General features: G+C 46.4%; 18 protein-coding genes. 17 read left to right on the top strand and 1 reads right to left on the bottom strand.

The features are described from left to right. Positions 1-49: 49 nt before the first annotated feature. Entirely contained in the window at positions 50-1405 is a 1356-nt protein-coding gene (locus H9Q76_RS12650) for a sodium-dependent transporter (RefSeq protein WP_021985910.1), read from the bottom strand. A 178-nt stretch (positions 1406-1583) separates the two neighbouring features. On the opposite strand from H9Q76_RS12650, the gene H9Q76_RS12645 reads away from it, so the two are divergent. The 17 genes from H9Q76_RS12645 to H9Q76_RS12565 all read left to right on the top strand — a co-directional run bounded on the left by H9Q76_RS12645 (position 1584) and on the right by H9Q76_RS12565 (position 17142). Then, a complete protein-coding gene (locus tag H9Q76_RS12645) occupies positions 1584-3701 on the top strand; it encodes a glutamine synthetase III family protein (protein ID WP_021985911.1) in 2118 nt (705 codons plus the stop codon). A gap of 141 nt (positions 3702-3842) precedes the next feature. Then, positions 3843-4112 carry a hypothetical protein gene (locus H9Q76_RS12640; protein WP_021985912.1) on the top strand — a complete coding sequence of 90 codons (270 nt, stop codon included), beginning with the start codon at positions 3843-3845 and terminating at the stop codon, positions 4110-4112. 4 nt (positions 4113-4116) lie between these two features. Next, positions 4117-4332, top strand: a complete 216-nt coding sequence (locus H9Q76_RS12635) for a hypothetical protein (RefSeq protein ID WP_021985913.1) — start codon at positions 4117-4119, stop codon at positions 4330-4332. A gap of 78 nt (positions 4333-4410) precedes the next feature. Beyond that, positions 4411-4857 carry a response regulator gene (locus tag H9Q76_RS12630; protein WP_227573148.1) on the top strand — a complete coding sequence of 149 codons (447 nt, stop codon included), beginning with the start codon at positions 4411-4413 and terminating at the stop codon, positions 4855-4857. Further along, positions 4854-5684: a substrate-binding periplasmic protein gene (locus H9Q76_RS12625; protein ID WP_021985915.1), complete on the top strand. Its 831-nt coding sequence runs from the start codon at positions 4854-4856 to the stop codon at positions 5682-5684. Before H9Q76_RS12630 ends, H9Q76_RS12625 begins: the two co-directional genes overlap by 4 nt. Further along, positions 5675-6022, top strand: a complete 348-nt coding sequence (locus tag H9Q76_RS12620) for an Hpt domain-containing protein (protein WP_195540997.1) — start codon at positions 5675-5677, stop codon at positions 6020-6022. Before H9Q76_RS12625 ends, H9Q76_RS12620 begins: the two co-directional genes overlap by 10 nt. A gap of 167 nt (positions 6023-6189) precedes the next feature. Then, positions 6190-6738 carry a stage V sporulation protein T gene (gene spoVT / locus H9Q76_RS12615; protein ID WP_021985917.1) on the top strand — a complete coding sequence of 183 codons (549 nt, stop codon included), beginning with the start codon at positions 6190-6192 and terminating at the stop codon, positions 6736-6738. A gap of 173 nt (positions 6739-6911) precedes the next feature. Beyond that, complete coding sequence (locus H9Q76_RS12610) at positions 6912-7184, top strand: HU family DNA-binding protein (RefSeq protein ID WP_021985918.1); 273 nt, start codon at positions 6912-6914, stop codon at positions 7182-7184. A 99-nt stretch (positions 7185-7283) separates the two neighbouring features. Next, a complete protein-coding gene (locus tag H9Q76_RS12605) occupies positions 7284-7523 on the top strand; it encodes an RNA-binding S4 domain-containing protein (protein WP_021985919.1) in 240 nt (79 codons plus the stop codon). An 85-nt stretch (positions 7524-7608) separates the two neighbouring features. After that, positions 7609-7860 (top strand): YabP/YqfC family sporulation protein, encoded by a 252-nt coding sequence (locus tag H9Q76_RS12600; RefSeq protein ID WP_181985554.1) that lies wholly within the window; start codon positions 7609-7611, stop codon positions 7858-7860. A 39-nt stretch (positions 7861-7899) separates the two neighbouring features. Beyond that, complete coding sequence (gene yabQ / locus H9Q76_RS12595) at positions 7900-8235, top strand: spore cortex biosynthesis protein YabQ (RefSeq protein WP_181985648.1); 336 nt, start codon at positions 7900-7902, stop codon at positions 8233-8235. Positions 8236-8266: 31 nt separating this feature from the next. Beyond that, a complete protein-coding gene (locus tag H9Q76_RS12590) occupies positions 8267-8578 on the top strand; it encodes an FtsB family cell division protein (protein ID WP_181985649.1) in 312 nt (103 codons plus the stop codon). A gap of 183 nt (positions 8579-8761) precedes the next feature. Next, complete coding sequence (locus H9Q76_RS12585) at positions 8762-10759, top strand: SpoIIE family protein phosphatase (RefSeq protein ID WP_249321253.1); 1998 nt, start codon at positions 8762-8764, stop codon at positions 10757-10759. Positions 10760-10828: 69 nt separating this feature from the next. Continuing rightward, entirely contained in the window at positions 10829-12247 is a 1419-nt protein-coding gene (tilS, locus tag H9Q76_RS12580; RefSeq protein ID WP_249321252.1) for a tRNA lysidine(34) synthetase TilS, read from the top strand. Further along, positions 12231-12752: a hypoxanthine phosphoribosyltransferase gene (hpt, locus tag H9Q76_RS12575; protein WP_021985925.1), complete on the top strand. Its 522-nt coding sequence runs from the start codon at positions 12231-12233 to the stop codon at positions 12750-12752. Before tilS ends, hpt begins: the two co-directional genes overlap by 17 nt. Before the next feature lie 30 nt (positions 12753-12782). Further along, positions 12783-14678: an ATP-dependent zinc metalloprotease FtsH gene (ftsH, locus tag H9Q76_RS12570; protein WP_021985926.1), complete on the top strand. Its 1896-nt coding sequence runs from the start codon at positions 12783-12785 to the stop codon at positions 14676-14678. A 358-nt stretch (positions 14679-15036) separates the two neighbouring features. Beyond that, positions 15037-17142, top strand: coding sequence for a glycoside hydrolase family 13 protein (locus H9Q76_RS12565; protein ID WP_249321251.1), 2106 nt, complete (start codon positions 15037-15039; stop codon positions 17140-17142). The last annotated feature ends 159 nt before the right edge of the window (positions 17143-17301 follow it).

The following is a 17301-nucleotide window of genomic DNA, read 5'->3' as shown; positions in this document are numbered from 1 at the left end:
TCCTTTTCGCTTTATTTAAAATGTAGTATAACGATCTCCCCGGATCCGGCTACAGCAATCCCTGAATCAGAATGATCAGAATCAAAACCGGCAGTATAAACTGGAAATACGGCTTTAATTTCCGGCTGATTTTAAGCCCTTTTCCGGTATTTGCCTCTTCGATGTAGTTATCAAATCCAAATCCCCATTTGGTAACACAGAACAACAGATAGACGAGTGAACCAAGCGGCAACAGCAGGTTGCTAACTAAGAAGTCTTCCGTGTCGAGTACGTCACGACCGCCGATCAGATGCACACTGCTCCAGACATTGTAACCGAGGACACAAGGCATGCTCGCGATCAGGATGATGATGCAGTTGATGAGTGACGCTTTGTTCCGGCTGATATGGAACATATCCATACAGAACGAAATGATGTTCTCAAATACAGCGATAACCGTTGAGAAGCTGGCAAATGTCATGAACAGGAAGAACAGTGTTCCCCAGATTCTTCCGCCTGCCATATTTACAAATACATTTGGCAGTGTGACGAAGATCAGACTTGGACCGGCACCGACTTCCACGCCATAGCTGAAGCATGCCGGGAAGATGATCAGTCCTGCCATGATTGCAACAAATGTATCGAGAGCACAGATACGGACGCCCTCCCCGGCAAGCGTATTGTCTTTGCTCATGTAGCTTCCGAAGATCTCCATTGCCGCAACACCCAGACTCAGAGTGAAGAACGACTGGTTCATAGCCGCAGAGATCACATTTCGAAGACCGACCTCGGATACGGTTTTTGCATTTGGTACAAGGTAGAACTTCAGGCCTTCCTTTGCACCGGATAATGTCAGACTATGTACAACTAAGATCACGATCAGTGCAAGCAATGCCAGCATCATGAACTTACTGATCCGTTCCAATCCGTTCTGCAAGCCGCGGCTGCAGATGAGAAATCCTGCGACCACGATAATGACCATCCAGATCGTCATCTGAAGCGGATCACCGAGCAAATCTGTGAATACGGAAGATGTCGCGTCGGTGTCCATACCGGAATGGAAAGCACCTGTGGCAAACTTATAAAAATAAGAAAGCATCCAGCCGGATACGGTTGTGTAATACATCATCAGCAGATAGCATCCAGCCATGGCAAACCAGCCGTGGATATGCCATTTGCTGCCGGGCTTTTCGAGTGCCTTGTATCCAAGCACCGCACTCTTGCGGCTCGCACGTCCGACTGCAAACTCCATTGTTAAAACCGGGAGCCCCATAATTACCAGAAAGATCAGGTAAAAGAGCACAAAAAGACCGCCTCCGTTTTCCCCTGCAACATATGGAAAACGCCACACATTTCCAATACCGATGGCGCATCCTGCCGATACAAGCAGAAAACCAAGGCGGGATTTGAAAGATTCTCGCTGCATATATATTTTCCCTCCTGAATAAAAATGCCGCCAGATGATTCAAAATAGCGGCATATTACCTATTATATTGTTTGACAAAGCAAACTTCATAAAATATACTATAAAAAAAATAATAATACAAGGGGAGAACTTTCAAAATTAATTAAGGAAACGTGAAAGGACAGGTTTAGAAGACAACATGGAAGAAAATGTAAACGTAACAGAGCTGTTTGGCTGTGACGTATTTAACGACGCGGTCATGGAAGAACGACTTCCGAAGAAGGTTTACAAAGAACTCAAGGAGACGATTGAAGAGGGCAAGGAATTGTCATTGGAGATCGCGGATGTGGTAGCCCACGAGATGAAGGAGTGGGCGATCGAGAAAGGGGCAACACATTTCAGTCACTGGTTCCAGCCGATGACCGGTGTGACTGCTGAAAAGCATGATGCATTTATCACAGCACCGAAGGAAAATGGAAAGGTATTGTTATCGTTCTCCGGTAAGGAGCTGATCCAGGGAGAGCCAGATGCATCTTCATTCCCATCCGGCGGACTTCGTGCGACATTTGAGGCAAGAGGTTATACGACATGGGATTGTACATCTCCAGCGTTTGTACGTCATGACTCTGCAGGCGGGATCCTTTGTATTCCAACCGCATTCTGTTCGTACACTGGCGAGGCACTCGATCAGAAGACACCATTGCTTCGTTCGATGGAGGCAGTTAATAAGCAGGCACTCCGTATCTTAAGATTATTTGGAAATACAACTGCAAAACGTGTGACACCATCCGTTGGTGCCGAACAGGAATATTTCCTTGTTGATAAAGAAAAATGGTTAAAGCGTAAGGACCTGATCTACACTGGACGTACATTGTTTGGTGCGATGCCACCAAAGGGACAGGAGATGGATGACCATTATCTTGGTACGATCCGTCAGCGTGTCAGTGCATATATGAAGGAAGTCAATGAGGAGTGCTGGAAGCTTGGCGTCGCTGCGAAGACACAGCACAACGAGGTTGCTCCGGCACAGCACGAGCTGGCTCCGATCTATGCACCGGTCAATATCGCACAGGATCACAACCAGATCATGATGCGTATTTTGAAGAAGGTTGCAAGTCGTCATGGTATGCGCTGCCTGCTTCACGAGAAGCCGTTTGCAGGGGTAAACGGTTCCGGTAAGCACAACAACTGGTCACTCACTTCTGACGATGGAGTTAATCTGCTTGATCCAGGCAAGAATCCACATGAGAATAAAATGTTCCTTCTTGTACTTGCATGTATCTTAAAGGCGGTTGATGAGCATGCAGATCTGCTTCGTGTATCTGCAGCCGATGTCGGAAACGATCAGAGACTGGGTGGCAATGAAGCACCACCAGCGGTCATCTCCGTATTCCTTGGCGACCAGCTCGAGGATGTGCTTGACCAGATTCTGAAGAATGGAGAGGCAACCCATAGTATCAAGGGTGAGAAGTTTGCAACGGGTGTTACAACGCTTCCAGATTTCCGCAAGGACGCAACTGACCGTAACCGTACATCACCGTTTGCTTTTACAGGAAATAAGTTCGAGTTCCGTATGCTTGGTTCCCAGGATTCTCTGTCAAACTGCAACGTCGTTTTAAACACGATCGCAGCGGAGGCATTTGAAGAGGCCTGCGACAGACTGGAGAAGGCAGAGGATTTCGACAAAGAGTTAAACGCGCTGATTGTAGAATATACAGAAAAGCATAAGCGTATCATCTTCAGCGGAAATGGATATTCCAAGGAGTGGCAGGAGGAAGCAAAGCGCAGAGGACTTCCAAACCTTCCGACAATGGTCGATGCAATCCCGGCGCTTACGACGGATGCAGCCATTGATATGTTTGAGCATTTCAAGGTATTTACAAAGGCAGAGCTTGAGGCAAGAGCGGAGATCCAGTATGAGATTTATGCGAAGGCAATCAACATTGAGGCAAGAACGATGATCGATATGGCAACGAAGCAGATCATTCCAGCGGTTGTCAAATACACAACCGTACTTGCAGAATCTGTCAACCAGGTACGTGCAGCTGGCAAGACTTACAATGTAAGCGTACAGGAGAAGCTTCTGGAGAAGACATCAGCCCTGCTTGCAGAAAGCTACGAGGCACTTAATCATCTGGCAGAGGTAACAGCTGAGATCGAGAAGAAGGAAGAAGGTCCGGAACGTGCAAGATATTGTCTGGATGTGATCATGCCAGCCATGACAGAACTTCGTACTCCAGTCGACGCATTGGAGATGATCGTCGATAAGGAGATGTGGCCAATGCCTTCTTATGGAGATTTGATGTTTATACTGTAATGCAACATGTAAGATAAGAACCTGAATGCGGTCGGAGAGTCGGACACGAACCAGTATTCCATGTGGAAGGATTATTTGTCAACCACGGAAGTTCGGGAAATTCTTACATAAAAAAATAAATCGGTGCTCTCGCATGCGGAGATGGATGGGAAAACCTATGCGTATGCGGTTGTGGCGCGGAAAGATCAGCCGGGATTGGTGCTTTGTTATGAGGATGTCACCGGCTATAAGGAAGTAGATAACGAATTATCGTTAGATACGTTATTATCAGGAAATAACTTTACGATGGAGGCGACCATCATTATCACTGATGGCGCTTCTATCATAAATAGCAATGATGAAACAAAGAAAAATAAATCCATTTCAGGAACAGTCGTAGAGACAGCGGAAAAACAGGGCTGGGACGGATAATACGATGCAGAAGATAAAGTCGGACGGACAGACATGGTATGTCATGCGTCGGAGCTACAAGGACAATCATCTGTATGTATTTTATACGTCGGGCGAAATGTTTACATATCGTACAACGACAATGGCGTACGCGGTTTTGTTGTATTTGCTGTTTGTATCATTTTTTCATATGATTCATTATCGATATGCACGAAAAAACACCGAATACATAGAAAAATAATATCAGATCATACAGGCAATCAGCACGATTTATTCAACGGATATCATTCTGTTCCCACAGACAAATACATGGGAGGGATTGAAGATTCCAGAGAATGTTGGAGTTCATCTGCATGGCGGAGAGACGATGGGAGAGCTTGTTGAGACGCAGGCAGCCGCAGCCGGTGTGACTTTCCATCGCGAAAGAGCTGGTGGAACGATTTCTTTTACAAGTGAAGAGGGCGTGGGGACGACCTTTACAATCGAGTTTCGATTTTTACTTGCGCCAGAGACAGAAAAAGGGGATAATAGTAAAGATAATACAATGCAGGATTTTCAGGGAACGCAGCAGATCCGTGCGATGCATCGACCAGATGCAGCGACGATTCCGATCATAGCGATGACAGCAAATGCATTTGCGGACGATATCCAGCAGAGCAAAGAAGCGGGGATGAGTGAACATTTGTCAAAGCCACTCGATGAGCAGAAGATGTTCGCGATGATAAGAAAATATTGTAGGGAGAAAAAAGAGGGGGAGAACCAATGAGAATGAAGAAACTTCGTCAGATCATAGCTGCATGTATGACGGGGTGTGTACTGCTTGCGGGCTGTGGATCAACCGCGACAGAAGGCACACAGCAGTCGTCAAAACTGCCGCAGTTGGTGATTGGCAGTGACAGCTATGAACCGTTTAATTATATCAACGAGGATGGTGAATTTGCAGGCGTGGATGTCGAGCTTGCGCAGGAGGCATGCCGCCGCATCGGATACGAGCCGGTCTTTACACAGATCGTGTGGGAGGACAAGGACGAATATCTGGAGGAAGGAAGCGTGGATTGTCTGTGGGGTAGCTTCACGATGACTGGTCGGGAAGAAGAGTATACATGGGTTGGACCGTATCTGAACAGTCGGCAGGTTGTTGTGGTGCATGCGGACAGTGATATTTTTCAACTATCCGATCTTGAAGGAACGCGTGTAGCAGTACAGGCGACGAGTAAACCAGAACGGGAATTTTTAAATCAGGATAATCCGGCGACACCACAGGTGGGGGATCTGTTCAGCTTTTCTTCTATGGATGAGATTTACGCGAGTCTCAGAAAAGGATATGTGGATGCGATTGCCGGGCATGAAAGTGCGCTTCGTACATTTGTAGAGACCGATCCGGATGCTTACCGGATTCTGGACGAGAGTTTGTATAATTCAGAACTTGGAATCGCGTTTATAAAGGGAAGCGATAACGAAGTGATTGGGAAATTGGCACAGGCATTGAATGAGATGCAGGAAGATGGAACAACAAGGAAGATTATAGAGAAATACGGGTTAAATCCAGAGACAGCATTTAGTGACATGAAAGGAGTACAGGAATGGAAGTAAGAGCATGCTATGAGGAGATGGGATCAAATTTCGATGAGGTATTGAGCCGTCTCGGCAGCGAGCAGATGGTGCAGCGGTTTGCAATCAGATTTTTGAACGACAAGTCCTATGAGACATTGGAGGCAGCACTTAAGGAGAAGGATGTGGACAGTGCATTTCGTGCAGCACACACGCTCAAAGGTGTCTGTGTCAATCTCGGATTTGACAAGCTGTATGAGGTAAGTTCAGCGCTGACGGAGAAGCTTCGTGCAAAAGAGTTAGATGGTACAGATGTGATGTTTGAAAAAGTAAAGGAGCAGTATGACATTACTGTGAATGCAATCCGTAAACTGCAGTAAAATAAAGAGGAATCTATGGCAAAACTTCGGAAAATGTTAATCAAGGTATTATAAAAAAGTTTATTAATTTGTTCAAATAAGAATCGAATATTTCTTTCGATTTTCCACATACTACCCATACAGTACAAAAATGGAAGTATGTCAGGAGAACAGGAGGAAATAATCAAATGAAAGCAACAGGAATTGTCAGACGGATCGATGAGCTTGGCAGAATTGTCGTTCCAAAGGAGATCCGGCGCGTGTTACGGATTCGGGAAGGCGATCCATTGGAAATATTTACCGACAAGGATGGTGAGATCGTCCTGAAAAAATATTCACCAATCGGAGAGCTTTCTGCATTTGCGCAGGAGTATGTTGATGCGATCGCAGCAAGTCTTGGTTGTGGCGTGTGCGTCTGTGACCGGGATCAGATCATCGCGGTCGCGGGAATCTCCAAGAAGGATCTGCTCGGCAAATCCCTGCACCGGGAACTGGAGGATGCGATCAATGACCGGGAAGCGATTCTGGCGCGGAAAGGTGAAAAGAAGTTTATCCGGATTCTCGGGCACGGAGATAATGAGTATGATGGAGAGATCGTGCAGACGATCATCTGCGAGGGCGATGCTATTGGCGCGGTAATTTTGCTCAGCCGGGAAGGAAGCAGGCAAATCGGCGAATCTGAGGTGAAAGCGGCGGCGATTGCAGCGAAATTCCTTGGGAAACAGATGGAAGGGTAAAATTGACATCGAAATTCCCAAAAAGTGCCAAAAACTTGGCTTTTTTCCTTGACAAACAAAGGGCAACAAGGTATAAATATGCGTAGGGCTTTGTTGGCAAAGCTGATAAAAACAAGATTCGACCGCGGGGGATGTGGTCAGGAAACATCGTTTTATTATAGGAGGAAATTTCGATGAACAAGAATGAATTAGTTGCAAAGATGGCTGAGAAGGCTGGACTTAAGAAGACAGAAGCTGAGAAGGCACTTAAGGCTTTCACAGAGACAGTAGCAGAAGAGTTAAAGAATGGTGAGAAGATCCAGTTAGTTGGATTTGGTACATTTGAAGTAGCTGAGAGACCTGCTCGTGAGGGACGTAACCCAAGAACAGGCGAGACAATGAAGATCGCTGCTTCTAAGTCTCCTAAGTTCAAGGCTGGTAAGGCTTTAAAGGATTCTTTAAACTAATCTGATTCTTATCCGAAAAGATTTTTCGATAAAGAGTGAAAAGCTGTCGCATGCTGCGGCAGCTTTTTCATATGAGAGGAAAGTAAGGAGGAACGTGCTATGCGTTTGGACAAATATTTAAAGGTATCGCGTCTGATTAAGCGTCGTACCGTAGCAAATGATGCATGCGATGCAGGCAGAGTCATGGTCAATGATAAAGTCGTGAAAGCATCCTATGATGTGAAGCTTGGCGATGTGATCGAGATATCGTTTGGTAATAAATCCGTGAAGGTTAAGGTGACAATGATCGCGGATTCTACGAAAAAGGAAGATGCAAAAGAGATGTTTGAATATCTCTGATGGAAGGTAGAAGGCTCATAAATCGCAGAGTGCCTGCATATATTTATGCTATAACAAGTGTGCAGGAGCATACATGGAAAGTCATATGATACATATTACACAACGCGCACATATGAGCCTCACCGGACTGGAAAAGGTGATATCGATGGAACCGGAGCTTGTTGAGGTAGAAACAACAGCAGATCATCTTGCCATCAAGGGGCAGAATCTGCACGCAGAGAAGCTGGATATGGAGAAGGGTGAACTCCAGTTGACCGGAACGATACAGGGGATGCTTTATTCGGACAAAAAGGGAAAGAAGAAAGCCGCGGCGATCGCCAAACGGCTGTTTCGATAATTGACAGATGTATTGATACGACAGGGTGCCATGTTTATCATGAGTGTTGCCGTGGGAATCGCCCTCACACTGTCGTATGATCTTTTGCGTGTATTTCGACGCGTGGTATCTCATAATTCAATTTTAATAGCAATGGAAGATGTCTGCTTCTGGCTGATCTGGACCTATGTGACGTTGGAGTGCATCCACGTATATGGGGATGGTGTGCTGCACTGGTATATGGCGGTTGGCATTTTGTTTGGCGTTGTATTGTTCCATTACACTATAAGTTGTGCCTTGTTAAAATCTGTAAACAACATCTTGTACAAGGTAAAAAAATCCGCGAAAAAGCACAAGAAATTGTTGAAAAATAGCGATAATAAGGGTAAAATGTAAATATCTTTAGGTATGAAAAGTGGGTATGGAAATGGCAAAAAGCAGTACAAAAAAATCAGTTCGATATCGTCAGTCGCCGGTGATCACATTTCTGGTTGTTGCGGCGGTTATATTTATATGTGTGACTTCGATTGTGCGTGCGACAAGTCTGCACACGAAGAGTAAGCAGCTGGCAGAGACCGAGAAAACGATGGAGTTGAAGGTCGAAGAGGCAAAGCAGGAGCAGGCGAACCTCGATGCACAGGAGAAATATATGCAGACGAATGAATATATAGAGGACGTGGCAAAGGACAAGCTCGGGTTAGTGAAACCAGATGAGCTGGTTATCCGTCCGGCAGAATAAATGAATCAGAGATAAGAAGACAGAAAGCTTCCGGTAGATTGCCGGAAGCTTTTTTGCGTAAAAATGTCTATAAATTTTATCTCCCAGCTGTCACTGTTAGACATACACAGTCGGAAGAATTGTATAAACTTGTATGGCAAATTTGAAACAGACGGAAACCATCGGGTAGAGGGGATTGAGAAAATGAAAGTGGCGAAGCTTTTTTCTGGTATTGCAGATATTCTGATTGCATATTGTGTGGGACATTGCAGTCTGCTTGGCACAGCACCATTTGGGACGGCAATCATTGGTGCGGGCAGCGCCTGCGGGAGAAGTCCGTGGATGTTGCTGCTCGGATTGCTCGGCGCATTTTTTGAGCAGGGTGGTTTTGAGAAACAGGGACAGATGATCTATCCACTGATCTGGGTGATGGCAGCTGTGCTTGTACGCGTCAGAAAGTTGCAGCTATTATATCCGCGTTCGTTTCTGTTGTCTGTCCTTGTCGGACTGGAGACGATCGTTCTCCAGATCGGTGCGGCGTTCTGGCTGCCAGGGGCAATCGGAATCCCTCTGGCGTGCGCAGAAGGTGCGCTCGTTTTTTCTTTTATGTTAGCGTATTGCTTTTCTTATCGGAATCTGAGTGGGGATAAGCTCCTTTTTTTAACAGACACCCAGACGATGCTTGCGGTGCTGATTCTTGCAACAACCGTACTTGCCGGGATGCCGGTTCAGCTTGGCGGAGTCGTCGAGGTGCTTGCGAGCGTGTGCCTGTTTACAATCTTTTATATATCGTATCGGTTTGGATTTTCGGCTGGCGTTTCCTGGGCGGCAATCTCCGGAGCCATCTATGCCCTCCGGACAGATGATATGCAGATGCTTGCCGCGTGGGTATTTCTCGCAGTACTTGTAAATGGTTTGACCGAATTCCTGCATATGGGGCGGTATGGAAGCGTTTTGATTTTTGCGGCGAGTGATTGCCTGCTTGGATATTTTGCGTTTCCGCAGATGCTCTCTGAGGCTGGCATCAAGGCGATTGCGACTGCGGTGTTTGTGCTGTTTTTTTTACCGGGACGCCTGTTCGTGCAGGTGCGTACGCAGGGGGATGCCATGGCACTTTCCGGGGCAGAATGGGGCAAGCTTACGCTTTCCCGCGTGCGCAGCTTCTCGGATGCGTTGAAACGGATTGATTATACGTTTGCAGGGACGGAGGGGCAGCGGATTGGATTTTCACAGATCGGAACGATGCTGGAGGATTTTACAAAGCAGTTGGACAGCCCTGTTGCGATGCGTAAGGATGCGGAGACGGCGATCGTGTCGGAATTGGGCAGGATGGGCGTACATGTGAAATCGCTGACGCTCTTAAAGGCGCAGAATGGCAGATACCAGCTCTATGCGGATGCCCGCGTGGGACGTGGCAGACTGGTCGGTGCAGAGGCGGTGCGCAAGATTGCAAGCAAGGAGACGGGAATCCCGTTTGAGATCGGGGAGGACAGCCGCCAGATGGTTGGACGGAGCTATGACCTTGTTATATTAAATCAGAAGCCTGCGTTCCGCATTCAGACAGCAGCCCGTCGACTTTCCTGTCAGGAAGATGTGATATCGGGAGACAATTTTTATATTGGGAATCTGAAGAATGGACAGGCGCTTTTGATGATTGCTGATGGCATGGGAAACGGTGTGCAGGCGGCGAAAGACAGTGAAGCGCTGCTCTCTGCGGTCGAGGAACTTGTCATGACCGGATTTGAACAGGAGATGGCAGTGCGGCTTGTGAATGCGTATCTGGCAGAGAAGAATAAGGGGGAGCATTTTACAACACTGGATATGTTGTTGCTGGATCTGTACACAGGAGTTGGACATCTGGTAAAATACGGCGCCGCAACGACTTATGTGTGCCGGGGAAACTGGATGGAGTGTATCAAATCGACATCGCTTCCGGTTGGGGTGATGGAGGATGCTGGATGCGAGTGCAGCAGTAAGAAATATTATGCCGGCGATCTGATTGTCATGGTGAGTGATGGCGTGCTGGACAGTATTTTGTTTGAAAATAAAGACGACTATATGCATACACTGCTGGAAGCGTTAAAGGATGAGGAGCCAGAGACTGTGGTGGAGGCGGTCATCCAGGATATCCGAAGCGTCTGTGGAAAACGATTGAAGGATGATGCAACGATTATTGTGTGCAAGGTCATGAAAAATCTGTGAATCGCTATACGAAAGGTATCGTTTGTGCTAATATAAGGATGGTAAAAACTGACAAATGACGGAGTATGTATGAATTATTTTGAGCAAAAAGTCTACAATTATATACAGACACACGGATTGATCGAACCGGGAAATCGACTGGTAGTCGGTGTGTCGGGTGGTGCGGATTCCGTGTGCCTGCTACGCGTGTTAAAGGCGCTTATGCCAGTGTTGCATATCCCTTCGCAGGGCATCGTTGTGGTGCATGTGCATCATGGCATCCGGGGCGCGGAGGCAGATCAGGATGCCGCATTTACCAAAGACTTGTGTGCAAAGCTTGGATTCCTGTATCAGGAATATCGGAAAGATATTCCGGCGTATGCGAAGCAGTTAAATATGACTGTTGAGGAAGCGGGACGGGAGTATCGCTATCAGTGTATGGAAGAACTGGTCATGCAACTGAAATTCGATAAGATCGCCGTCGCGCACAACCAGGATGATGTCGCGGAGACGGTGCTGTTCCATATGCTTCGGGGCAGTGGATTGAACGGGCTTGCCGGGATCGCGGCGAGCAGGGGGAATATCATCCGCCCGCTGCTCGGTGTGTCGCGTGCAGAAATCGAAGCGTATCTGGAAGAATGCGGACAGGATTTTTGTCAGGATTCGACAAATGCTGAGCTTGCGTATGCACGGAATAAGATCCGTCACAGTATATTGCCAGTGATGAGGGAATTAAATGAACGGGCAGTGGAGCATATCTGCCAGCTGGCGCAGGATGCGGCACAAAGCTATGACTATATTCATACGCAGGCGATGGAACAATGCGATACAACAGAGGATGAGGATGCCTTTGGCAGAACGGTGACACTTTCGATTGCAGAACTGTATAAAGTAGGACCGGTGCTGCAGGAGCATATTGTATGGGAAGCAATCGGACAGGTTGCACAGCGCAAGAAGGATATTACGCGGCGGCATATACAGGCGGTTGTGGCACTGATCTATCAGGATTCTGGAAGCAGTGTACAGCTTCCATATGGTATCCATGCGAGAAGAAATTATGGGGAGCTGATCCTGTCGGATAAGGTGCAGGCAATGACGGATTACCGGTTTGCGATTGCACAGACCGGTGATTATGAAATCCCGGATCAGGGAACACTTTCGGTATCTATCGAGGATTTTACTTTTACGGAGCCAATTCCGAAAAAAAACTATACGAAATTCATTGACTATGCTAAAATAAAAGGTACTCTGTGTGTCCGGACACCGGAAGACGGAGATTATATCGTGATTGATACGGCTGGAAATACGAAGAAACTGTCGCGTGTATTTATCGATGCGAAGATCGACCGGACCAAACGGGCAGGATGGCCGGTGCTTGCATGCGGACAGGAAATCGTATGGGTAGTTGGACTGCGGTTTTCGCCAGCGTATCATGTGGATGAGCAGACAAACAAAATTATGAAAATACAGTATGGAAGCAAAGGAGATCAGAATGGAACAAAAGATTGATGTTATGATTGATGAGGCAACTGTGGAGGCAAGAATTGCAGAAATCGCACAGCAGTTAAGCAAGGAATATGAGGGAAAGACGATTCATATTATCGGTGTTTTAAAGGGAAGCGTGTTCTTCATGTGTGAGCTTGCAAAGCGTCTGACTGTACCAGTGACGATGGATTTCATGTCTGTTTCCAGCTATGGAAATGATACCAAGTCTTCCGGTGTTGTAAAGATGATCAAGGATCTCGATGAGAGTATCGAGGGAAGAGACGTGGTACTGATTGAGGATATTATGGATTCCGGTCGTACACTTTCTTATCTCATCAATATATTGAAGGAGCGCAAACCGGCAAGCTTTAAGGTAGTCACATTACTGGATAAGCCGGATCGCCGTGTTGTAGAGTTGGAGCCGGACATCACCGGATTTGTGATTCCAGACCGCTTCGTTGTAGGATATGGTCTTGATTGTGCACAGAAATACAGAAATCTTCCATATATTGGTGTGATTTCTGAGTAATACATAAATTTATCCAGAAGGGAGCATAGCATGAAGGGATTAAAAAAAGGACTCGGAATCTACCTGATTCTGTTCTTTGCGATGTTCTGTGGCATTATTTGGTACATGAACAAAAACTCAAAGACAGATTCCGGTTATACGATCGTCGATTTTCAGGCAGAAGTATCCGAGGATTTGATAGGCTCCGTTGAGATCTATCAGAATAAGGAGATACCGACAGGAACGGTATACATCACGTATCGTCAGACAAACGAAGAAAAAGAATTTTATGTGTCGGATGTCAATAAGGTACAGCAGATTATCATGAGCAAAGGAAACGGAAATATCCGCCTGGAGCTGCATGATGTCAGTGGTCAGAGCAACGTCTGGACATGGTTGCCGACAGTCGTGCTTATTGTAGTATTGCTGGTCGTTGTTATGATATTCATGGCAAATATGTCTGGTGCCGGTGGCGGTGGTGGTGCCGGTGGCGGCAAGATGATGAACTTTGGCAAGAGCCGGGCACATATGTCAAACGAGAACGATCAGAAGTATACATTCAAGGATGTCGCTGGTCTGGAAGAAGAAAAAGAGGATATGGCGGAGATCGTAGATTTCCTGCGGAATCCAAAGAAATATAACACGCTGGGTGCACGTATTCCGAAGGGCGTTCTGTTAGAGGGACCTCCGGGAACAGGTAAGACACTGCTTGCAAAGGCAGTTGCCGGAGAAGCTGGTGTTCCGTTCTTCTCGATTTCCGGTTCGGATTTCGTCGAGATGTTCGTCGGTGTTGGTGCGAGCCGTGTGCGTGATCTGTTTGAGGATGCAAAGAAGAATGCACCATGTATCGTGTTTATCGATGAGATTGATGCGGTTGCCAGAAAGCGAGGCTCTGGTCTTGGTGGCGGTCATGATGAGCGTGAGCAGACATTGAACCAGATGCTTGTTGAGATGGATGGTTTCGGTACGAACGAAGGTATCATTGTGCTTGCGGCGACAAACCGTGTGGATATTCTTGATCCAGCGATTTTGAGACCGGGACGTTTTGACCGTAAGGTTATGGTCGGCAGACCAGATGTTAAGGGACGTGAGGAGATCCTTCGTGTCCATGTCAGAAACAAGCCGTTGTCTGATGATGTCGATCTGCATGAGATCGCAAGAACAACTGCAGGCTTTGCTGGTGCGGATCTGGAGAACCTGATGAATGAGGCAGCTATCTGTGCAGCTAAACAGAATCGGCAGTTTATCAAGAAGGAAGATGTTGACAAGTGTTTTGTCAAGATTGGAATTGGCGGTGAAAAGAAGAGCCGTCTTGTACCGGAGAAGGAGCGGAAGATTACCGCTTACCACGAGAGTGGACATGCGATCTTGTTCCATTTACTGAGCGAGGTTGGACCGGTGCATCTTGTATCCATTATTCCAAATGGACGTGGTGCTGGCGGATATACGATGCCATTGCCGGAGAATGATAATGTGTTTATGACGAAGAAGCATATGCTGCAGGATATCATGGTCAGCTTTGGTGGACGAATCGCAGAGGAACTGATCTTCGGCGATATCACAACCGGTGCTTCTGCAGACATCAAGCAGGCAACCCAGACCGCACAGGCGATGGTTGTCAAGTATGGTATGTCTGAGAAGGTTGGGCTGATTAACTACGAGGTAAACAGCGAGGAAGAGGTATTCCTTGGCAGAGATCTCGGACATGCGAGAAATTACAGCGAGAAGGTCGCCGCGATGATCGATAAGGAAGTGCGCCGAATTATGGATGAGTGTTATCAGGAAGCAAAGCTTATCATCGAGAGTCATATTGACGTATTGCATCGTTGTGCAGCTGCTTTGCTGGAGAAAGAACGTATCAACCGTGCAGAATTTGAAGCACTTTTTGAAGTAAGTCCAACAGAAACTTATCCGGATGGACTGGATACAACCGGATTGAATCTGTAATCGATTGTGAAAAATGTAGTGATAGAAACTATGGAATTGTGCAAGATGCACAAAAATACGACAAAAAACGAATTTTTGCGACATGATTCAAGAGAATATGCACAAAAAAAATCTGAAAAAAATTAAATGTTTGGGCAGACTTTTTAGGGTTTATATGTATAATAATACTTGTAACCCCCCCAATACATTATATAGTTTTTTGCTACACCCCAAAGTAACAAAATACCTTCTCCGAAAAGGACAGCCGATCGTTGGCTGTCCTTTTCCCTTTCTATTTTTAATTTTTTATTGTGTAAATTCCTGTCCTGTATTAAAATAATAGATAGTCGTCAAAAAAGAATTAGGGAGGATACTCTTGATGGTGGAGAATCAGAGACAGGCTCTCAAAGTATTACAGTATGTATATAATACAAAGACTGCATTGAATTTCGGTGCATTGTTTGCGGACGGAACGGATAGCTACCGGCATCCGGCAGAGTTAAAGATTGGAGATTCGGTGACATTGCGGTTCCGTACAGGAAGAAACAATGTAGATGCTGTCTATCTGGTTTACAATGGGGAGCGTTGTAACATGCAGGTGGAAAGCAGTGACGAGTTATTTGATTATTATGCATATACCATTTCCGAGGTAACGGATGACATAGACTATTATTATATGGCGCTTGCCGGGAATGTTATCTGCTATTATAACAAGCTTGGCACACAGAAGGATTTGAATCCAGATTATAATTTCCAGATTGCGCCGGGATTCTCGGTTCCGAAATGGGCGAGAGGTGCTGTGTTCTATCAGATTTTCGTGGATCGTTTCTACAATGGAGATCCGTCCAATGATGTCGAGGACAACGAGTACTGCTATGTCGGGGAAGGCACGCGCAAGGTCAAGGACTGGTTTAAGTATCCGGACAATATGGATGTCCGCAGCTTCTATGGTGGTGATCTGCAGGGTGTTATGGATAAGCTTGATTATCTGCAGGGACTTGGCGTGGATGTCATTTATCTGAATCCGATTTTTGTTTCTCCATCCAATCATAAATATGATATTCAGGATTACGATTATGTAGATCCTCATTTTGGAAAGATCGTCAAGGATGGCGGAGAATGTCTGCCGGAGGGCTGCAAGGTCAATAAGGAAGCCAGCAAGTATATTATGCGTGTGACAGATAAGGCGAATCTGGAGGCCAGCAACGAGTTGTTCGCACAGCTTGTGGAGGAGATTCATAAGCGCGGCATGCGTGTAATCTTGGACGGTGTATTTAACCATTGTGGTTCTTTTAACAAGTGGCTGGATCGAGAATGTATTTACGAGAATCAGGAGGGCTATGAGAAGGGCGCTTATGTGGATTATCAGAGCCCGTACAGAAGTTTCTTCAAGTTCCAGGACCCTTGGCAGTGGCCATACAACGGCACATACAATGGCTGGTGGGGACATGATACCCTTCCGAAATTAAATTACGAAGAATCTGAGAAATTATATGAATATATTATGCGTATCGGTGAAAAATGGGTTTCTCCGCCGTACAACGTGGATGGCTGGCGTCTGGACGTGGCTGCCGACCTTGGTTATACTGAAGAGTTTAACCATCGTTTCTGGCGTGATTTCCGGACAAGAGTGAAGGAAGCAAATCCAGATGCACTGATCCTTGCGGAGCATTATGGTGATCCAAAGGCATGGCTTTTGGGCGATCAGTGGGATACCGTTATGAACTACGATGCATTTATGGAGCCGATTACATGGTTTTTGACCGGTGTGGAGAAGCACAGTGATGAGTTCCGCGGTGACCTGCTTGGAAATCCAGATGCATTTACTGGTGCGTTGCGCCACCATATGTCGCGGTTTAATCAGAACTCTCTGGAAATCGCGATGAATGAGCTGTCCAATCATGATCATTCACGATTCCTGACACGTACAAATCGCCGTGTTGGACGAATCCATACGATGGGACCGGAGGCCGCCGGTGAGAACATCAACAAGGGTGTATTCCGTGAGGCAGTTGTATTCCAGATGACGTGGCCGGGCGCACCGACAATCTATTATGGTGATGAAGCCGGACTTTGCGGCTGGACCGATCCGGATAACCGGCGTGGATATCCGTGGGGCAGAGAGGATCAGGAGCTGATTCAGTTCCACCGTGATATCATTAAGGTACACAAAGACAGTGCGGCGCTGATGAAGGGATCTGTGATGTTCCTGCATGGTGAATATAAGGTAGTCAGCTATGGACGGTTCCTGCCGGGCGAGGCAGTGGTTGTGATTTTGAACAACGATTACGAACCACATGAGCTGAACCTGCATGTGCGCAGACTTGGTGTACAGGATGGTGCGGTGATGAAAGCCTGTATCACGACGACGGAGAGTGGCTATCAGATGGATGAGACAGAATATGTCGTTGCAAATAACAAGTTAAAAATTACGGTTGGACCGATTTCAGCGGTTGTACTGAAATATACAGAGCCTTCTGTATAAATTAAAAATGATATATAATTTGAGTCCCTGTTTCGGAAACGGAACAGGGATTTTTTATACCCATAGTTGCATCAAAAGGAACTTTAGCTAGTTTTATGCAAAAACCCAATATGTGAGAATAAAAACAGATTGTTGCGAAAAGCGAGGGTATGCATAAAG

The organism is Wujia chipingensis, assembly GCF_014337155.1.
Taxonomy (GTDB): Bacteria; Bacillota; Clostridia; order Lachnospirales; family Lachnospiraceae; genus Coprococcus_C; species Coprococcus_C hominis.
This window is presented reverse-complemented; position numbering and strand designations above follow the sequence as displayed.

Coding starts and splice junctions, on each gene's coding strand:
- H9Q76_RS12650 (WP_021985910.1), bottom strand. CDS start 1,405: ATGCAGCGAGAATCTTTCAAATCCCGCCTTGGTTTTCTGCTTGTATCG.
- H9Q76_RS12645 (WP_021985911.1), top strand. CDS start 1,584: ATGGAAGAAAATGTAAACGTAACAGAGCTGTTTGGCTGTGACGTATTT.
- H9Q76_RS12640 (WP_021985912.1), top strand. CDS start 3,843: ATGGATGGGAAAACCTATGCGTATGCGGTTGTGGCGCGGAAAGATCAG.
- H9Q76_RS12635 (WP_021985913.1), top strand. CDS start 4,117: ATGCAGAAGATAAAGTCGGACGGACAGACATGGTATGTCATGCGTCGG.
- H9Q76_RS12625 (WP_021985915.1), top strand. CDS start 4,854: ATGAGAATGAAGAAACTTCGTCAGATCATAGCTGCATGTATGACGGGG.
- H9Q76_RS12620 (WP_195540997.1), top strand. CDS start 5,675: ATGGAAGTAAGAGCATGCTATGAGGAGATGGGATCAAATTTCGATGAG.
- spoVT (WP_021985917.1), top strand. CDS start 6,190: ATGAAAGCAACAGGAATTGTCAGACGGATCGATGAGCTTGGCAGAATT.
- H9Q76_RS12610 (WP_021985918.1), top strand. CDS start 6,912: ATGAACAAGAATGAATTAGTTGCAAAGATGGCTGAGAAGGCTGGACTT.
- H9Q76_RS12605 (WP_021985919.1), top strand. CDS start 7,284: ATGCGTTTGGACAAATATTTAAAGGTATCGCGTCTGATTAAGCGTCGT.
- H9Q76_RS12600 (WP_181985554.1), top strand. CDS start 7,609: ATGATACATATTACACAACGCGCACATATGAGCCTCACCGGACTGGAA.
- yabQ (WP_181985648.1), top strand. CDS start 7,900: ATGAGTGTTGCCGTGGGAATCGCCCTCACACTGTCGTATGATCTTTTG.
- H9Q76_RS12590 (WP_181985649.1), top strand. CDS start 8,267: ATGGCAAAAAGCAGTACAAAAAAATCAGTTCGATATCGTCAGTCGCCG.
- H9Q76_RS12585 (WP_249321253.1), top strand. CDS start 8,762: ATGAAAGTGGCGAAGCTTTTTTCTGGTATTGCAGATATTCTGATTGCA.
- tilS (WP_249321252.1), top strand. CDS start 10,829: ATGAATTATTTTGAGCAAAAAGTCTACAATTATATACAGACACACGGA.
- hpt (WP_021985925.1), top strand. CDS start 12,231: ATGGAACAAAAGATTGATGTTATGATTGATGAGGCAACTGTGGAGGCA.
- ftsH (WP_021985926.1), top strand. CDS start 12,783: ATGAAGGGATTAAAAAAAGGACTCGGAATCTACCTGATTCTGTTCTTT.
- H9Q76_RS12565 (WP_249321251.1), top strand. CDS start 15,037: ATGGTGGAGAATCAGAGACAGGCTCTCAAAGTATTACAGTATGTATAT.